This is a genomic window from Chrysosporum bergii ANA360D (genome assembly GCF_029891735.1).
Taxonomy (GTDB): Bacteria; Cyanobacteriota; Cyanobacteriia; order Cyanobacteriales; family Nostocaceae; genus Umezakia; species Umezakia bergii.
Map to the genome: position 1 here is coordinate 1 of NZ_JANQDH010000001.1, position 6,284 is coordinate 6,284.

Here is a 6,284-nt window from a genome sequence, read left to right on the forward strand (position 1 = left end):
TGTTTTATCGTTTTTACGAATGGGTACCACTGCGTTAACAGCACAAGCAGTCGGACGAGATGACCGAGAGGGCGTACTGTTGGCGGGACTGCTTAATGGTTTAATTGCTCTGGTGCTGGGGGTGGCGATCATACTGTTACAGTACCCGTTAGGGGTGTTGGGGTTTTCTATACTAGATGTCGCCCCAGAGGTGAAGTCTTCAGCTCAAGCGTATTTTAACACCCAGAGTTGGGGAGCGCCTGCCATTTTGCTCAACTTTGTCCTGCTTGGCTGGTTTCTGGGACGGGAAAAAAATGGCTTAGTTGTGTTGTTGTCGGTTGTGGGCAATGCTGCCAATATCGCACTCGACTACTTGTTTATTATCCACTTAGACTGGTCGAGCATGGGGGCAGGAGTAGCTTCTGCTGCAAGTCAATATCTCACCCTATTGGTGGGATTGTTTTTTGTCTGCAAAGAAATCCCGTGGCAAGAGGTAAAAGAATTAGCTGGAAAAATTTGGGACATAAAAGCTATACGCTCCACCTTAACTCTCAATGGAAACATCTTTGTCAGCAATTTAGTTTGTATGTTTACCAACTTAACGTTTAACTACGAAGGGGCACAAATGGGGACAATTATCTACGCTCAAAATGCCTTGCTCTTACAGATATGGGCTTTGAGCATCTACATTGTTGAAGGATTGGGATTCTGTACAGAAACTCTGGCAGGAAATTTTAAAGGGAAAGGAGCCACAGAACAGTTAGCACCTCTGGCAAAAGTTTCTGTGGGAATGGCTCTGCTAGTGAGTCTGGTTTTCGGCGGAGCGTGTTGGCTATTTCCCGATGATGTTTTTGGGTTGTTAACCAACCACGCAGAAATTATTGAGAATATTGATATTTTTATTCCCTGGTTGGTACTTGTCCTAGTATGCAATTCAGTATGTTGCATACTATGTGGGTACTTCTTGGGTTTGGCTCAAGGGCATACTCTCCGCAATGTTAACTTAATCGCGTTTGGTGTAGGATTTTTACCTGCGGATGTAGCTGCTGTTAAATTTGAGAGTAACCATATCTTGTGGTTGGCTTTCTTTTTGTTCAACGCCATTGGAATGCTGATGTTTGGGGCACAGTTACCTAGGACATTTGAGAGTGTAGTTGAGAATGATAGTGTATCTATTCCAGCTTTAGAAGCTTCTCGTGCCTTGACTCAAATGGAAACGCTACATTAAGTCCAAATAACAAGCGGTTTATCAGTTCCAGAGTATCCAATCAAACATCCCCATGTCATACGTACACCAGTTTCTATCTTTTTCACCGCATGAATTCTCATGGAATTGAATAGAATTAAATCTCCCTGGTTCGGTTGGATCTCAAGTTTTGGTTGTGCGATCTTTTTGCTATCAAGACCGAAACTAGCTGGATCATCTGTTTTGTATGCTATATATTCGCTTTGAGTTGGCCATTCATCCCAAAGCACTATTTCTCCTCCTGATGCAGACGTTTTTAAATATACATTTGCTGCGATTTGATTTATGATATTTGGTTTATCTTTATAATATTCGAGAAAACCCCATGCCATTACGTCACAATGTGGTGCGCCAGGGTTATCTTCTTTAAACTCTCTAACGATACCCGCAAACAGTTTTTTATCACCAAGTTTTGCTAAATTACAGCCATAACTCCAAATATCATCAACTTCAACCCTAAGTCTATCAATTGGACTTATGTACGGATGTACCAGCCTCCGCATTTCTTTAATCAATGTGGGTGCGTCTTCTTGATACTTTGCTAATTCAAGCTCACTTTCGCATTCATACAACTCTTGTCCCAAGCTACTTACTGATGGATGACCGGGATAAGCGCTAAAATATTTACTCTTTTTTATTCTCTCTGAAATTGTCATACACTCTTGCTCAAGAAAATAATTCGGTACTATTACCGCATCTATTGAATGGTCTAGAAGTCCAATTAAATGCCATTCTTCGAGTTCTTTTGCAGATATTATGGCATCTTGATTTTTTTGATAACTACTCAACTTATTTTCATATATGGTCATTGGTTTGCCCCTCCAGGTTTGATTCAGAAATGTTGTTGCAGATAAGCCTGTATCTATAATTTACCCTTAGCCATCGCTTCCATTAACACCATCTTTTTGTGAATGGGGTCAGCGGTCACACGTTGGCAGAGTTGTTGAGCTTGTACTTGCGCTTCAGCGAGAATAGCGGACTCATCTACCGTGAGGACTTGGTAGTCTTCCACTAAAAGTTTTCCCGCCACCATGACGCTTTTAACTTCATGTCCTGAAGCAGCATACACCAAGTTAGGTACAAGGTTACGAATAGGGTTGAGCAGGGTGGGCGAGAGGTTAGGGGAACTGAGGTCTATTAAGATCAGGTCGGCTTCTTTGCCCACTTGAAGAGAGCCAATCTTGTGATCTAAACCAATCGCCTGCGCTCCTTCGATGGTAGCCATACGCAGGACTTCCCAAGCCGGCATAATGGTTGGATCATGATATTTTATTTTGTTGAATAAGGCGGTCAGCTTCATTTCATTGAAGATGTTACAACAGTTGTTGCCACAGGCTTGATCAGAACCGAGTGCAACGGAACCGCCTGCTTGTCGAAAAACATGAGCGGGCGGAACAAGACCGTCAATGATGCCAATAGCGCCCGAACAGAGTGCCATGCCAGCACCACTTTTGGCTACTTGTATCACTTCTTCATCTGTGGCATCGGTGAGGTGAACTGCCAGCAACTGTTCGTCCAAGTAGCCAATTTCAGCTAGAAATGCGATCGGACGCTTACCATATCGTTTGACAATTTGTTTTGTTTCTCGATCTCCCTGGGCCACATGAATATGCAGCATTAAGCCTTCCCGTTGGGCAATCTCTTTAGCTGCGTGTAGGATCTCCAGTGGTAGCATATCCGCCGCCTGTAGTCCCAACATAGTGGTGATACGTCCCTCTGCGGCTCCATTCCATGCACAAGCAAAATCCACAGCCTCTTCCATACCACGTCGTCCTGCCTTCATATCGAAGGGATAGAGGTCTCCCTCCTTCCATGCCGACCATTCTAGTGGAAAGGCGTTAAAGGCAGGGGATAGAATAGCACGTACCCCAATTTCATCGAAAAACTCTCCCCAGAGCGGGTAAGGAGTCTCAGAATCGCCGAATGTGGTTGTTCCTGCTTTCAGCCCTTCGAGTACACTCAAGCGCGTTCCGGCTATATTTACTGCGGGTGTCATCTGAAGTGCATAAGGAATTGTCGCGTCCATTAGCCAATTGGTTACATCCTGTGCCACTCCACGCAGAATAGCACAAGTCGTATGTATATGAGCATCAATTAGTCCAGGCAACACTGCACAATTTACCGCATTAATTGTTTTATTTCCTTCAAAATGACTCAGCAAAGCCTCTGTCGAATCCACTGCTACGATCTGGCTACCCTGAACCGCAATTGCCCCATCGGCAATATATCCCAGGCCATTGCCCTGCATGGTAAAAAGATGAGCGTGTATTAACAATGTGTCTACCTGTTTTTTATTCATAAGACCTTATCTGCGGAATGTGGGTTCTATTCACCAACGCCTGAAATTTAGCCTCTTTCGAGACCAAGGACATCGGCATGGCGGATAATACGACGATATGTTTCTTCGATCGCTCCATCGAAATCATTGAGCTGGAAAACCGTACTAACTGCGTGACCACCAGAATCTCGATCAGGTGGATAACCGTCTCGCAGAACACGAAACGATGGGGTAACAGGCCAGTCGTAGACAGAAAGTGCAATAAACTCGTCCATTGGGATACCATCCTCGTCAGTCAGCGCAATATACTCTTCCGGCGATTTTCCTGTTTGACTGTGGTATTTGGCATAACCTGGCATTGCCAGACAGACAAAGATTGTGTCACGACCAGTTTCCCGCAGCATCAATAAAGTCTGAAGCGTCATGAGGTGGCTGGCTACCGTGGGGAGGTTGCTAGACCCACCCGCGACAATATACACATTGCGTCCACTTGGGTCGAAGGTTGCTTGCAGTTTACCTTGGTCAGTTACTTCATCCCAACTTCCATAAGTATATGGATCAACAGATGTCGGTTGTAGCACCTGCCACGCGCCCAACTCTCCTGATCGCTCCATTACCCAGAACCAAGGCATATCACCACTGTTGAGTAAATTGATGCGATCGGCAATGAGATGGGGCGGGGCGATCGCTCCTTCTCCGATCCAGCCATAGGCCTCTCTTTCAAGTTGGCTTAGTTTTGTTACATCTGCCATTACCGCAGGTCTAACCGTCCATGGAGGAAGATGCAGGGAGTGGGAAGCAGGGGATAAGCCCAGCTTGGTAATTGCAAAAGACTGCTCCTCAACTGATATCTCCTGTTTAGAAGCAAACAAGGATTCGGTGGGAACGTCCTTTTGGTCTGCCTGCGGCACAATTCTGTCCAGTACGAAGTTAGTTAACTGCTTAATCGTGGGATGGTCAAATACTATTGCCACTGGCAGTTCCAACCCTATAGCAGAACGGAGCTTATTACGCAGTTCGATCGCCATCAAGGAATCAATTCCTAAGTCAGAAAACATTTGTTCATCGGAGGGAACACTTTTGATAATCGTTTCGATTTCAGATTTGATCAGGTTCTTCAATATTTCATATCTGTCCTCATGGGAAGTTTGACTTATTTTTTGTAAAACTGTTTGAGGAGTTGTGGTTGAGCTTATTTGTCGCTGTTGTTCCTCTACCAAAAACTCCAAAATACTGGGTAGTGCAATTCGTTCAGCAGCAGAGAGTTTCCGTTCATCATCCAAAAGCCCAACTAAAGATTGGACATCACCTGCTTGCAAATATTCCATCAGTAAAGTGGACACAGCGCTAGGATTTTGTGATGATGCGCTGCTCTGAGCTTGAAAGGTATCTAAATCGGAACTTTGTGCCAACTTAGGGTCGGGAAGCCAATAACGTTGTCGCTGAAACGGATAGGTTGGCAATATCACCTTGCGTCCTTGATATCCCCGATTAAATGCACCCCAATCAATATCATATCCATGTACGTACAACTCACCCAGACTAGTGAACATCTGCTGACAATCCTTCTGGCTTTCCCGTAAACTGGGCAGGTAGCAAGACGAAGTTCCTTTTGAGGCATTTGAATCTTCCTCATTTACTCGCAGTGCCATGCCCAACAGGGTAGCGGTAGAACCGATTTCCAGAAAGATATTGACACCTTGTTCATTCAGCGTCCTCACTCCATCGGCAAAGCGCACTGCCTCACGGACATGGCGTACCCAGTAATCTGGTCTGGTGATTTCAGGGCCGGCCACTTTCCCGGAGACGTTGGAGACAAGTAGCAACTTGGGCTGGTGATAGGTGATACTGGCTGCCACCTGGCGGAACTCATCCAAGATGGGTGTCATAAGTGGTGAATGGAAGGCATGGGAAACCGTCAGTTGGCGTGTCTTGATGCCAACGGTGGCGAGTTGTTCAGCAATTGCCATCACAGAGGTGCGTTTGCCAGAGATAACCACGCTTTCTGTCCCATTTATCGCTGCGATTGACACATCATCTCGGTAAGGTGTAATAGCTTCCTGGATACGAGCTTCACTTGCCAAAGAAGAAACCATCGTTCCGTCTTGAGGTAGGGATTGCATCAGACGACCACGAGTAGCAATTAGTTTCAGCCCATCCTCTAAAGAAAATATGCCCGCCACACAAGCGGCGACGTATTCACCTACACTATGCCCCATCACGATATCTGGTTTGATACCCCAGGAGTGCCACAACTGAGCGATCGCATACTCAAGAGCAAAAAGCGCGGGCTGAGTATAAGCGGTTTGGTGAATGGCTTCTGATTTTCCCTCTGGGTAGAGAATCGAAAGTAGTGATCGGTCGAAATATGCACCAGCACGCAAGATGTCATCACAATGGGCGAGTGCTTTTCGGAAGGTAGGTTGGTTTTCGTAAAGTTGACGACCCATTCCCACATACTGTGAGCCTTGACCTGTAAAAAGAAAGGCTATCTTTGGTAGCGATTTGACTTCTCGCCCCACACCCCCTGATTGTGCAAATGCATCCAATTGCAAACGCAGTTGCTCTTTAGATTCCGTGACTACCGCAAACCTATGTTTAAAATGTTTACGCCCTATGTGTGCTGTGAAACAAATGTCCGCCAGAGGAACATCGGGAGAGGTCTCTATCTGAGTCGCATAACGCCGAGCCAGTTCTTGCAGGGCTGCGGGTGTTTTTGCAGCTAAGGTCAAAATATGCGGCGTTTGATTAATATCATCAGTAGGTTGCTCTATGTTTGGG

Annotated in this window: 4 protein-coding genes; 1 reads left to right on the forward strand and 3 read right to left on the reverse strand. The window is 45.6% G+C overall.

Features of this window, described 5'->3' with window-relative positions; all coding sequences use genetic code 11:
• Positions 1 to 1,207, forward strand: a 1,207-nt coding sequence (gntT, locus tag NWP17_RS00005) for a guanitoxin biosynthesis MATE family efflux transporter GntT (protein WP_280652871.1), incomplete at its 5' end; no start/stop codon positions are given.
• On the opposite strand, the gene NWP17_RS00010 is transcribed toward gntT, so the two are convergent.
• From NWP17_RS00010 to NWP17_RS00020, 3 genes are all read right to left on the reverse strand, one after another.
• On the reverse strand, positions 1,204 to 2,034 hold the full coding sequence (locus NWP17_RS00010) for a 2OG-Fe(II) oxygenase (RefSeq protein WP_280652872.1): 831 nt from the start codon (positions 2,032 to 2,034) through the stop codon (positions 1,204 to 1,206). The genes gntT and NWP17_RS00010 overlap by 4 nt on opposite strands.
• 53 nt (positions 2,035 to 2,087) lie before the next feature.
• A complete protein-coding gene (locus tag NWP17_RS00015) occupies positions 2,088 to 3,404 on the reverse strand; it encodes an amidohydrolase family protein (RefSeq protein ID WP_280652873.1) in 1,317 nt (438 codons plus the stop codon).
• Positions 3,405 to 3,571: 167 nt separating this feature from the next.
• A complete protein-coding gene (locus NWP17_RS00020; RefSeq protein ID WP_425332628.1) occupies positions 3,572 to 6,235 on the reverse strand; it encodes an acyltransferase domain-containing protein in 2,664 nt (887 codons plus the stop codon).
• Positions 6,236 to 6,284: the final 49 nt, after the last annotated feature.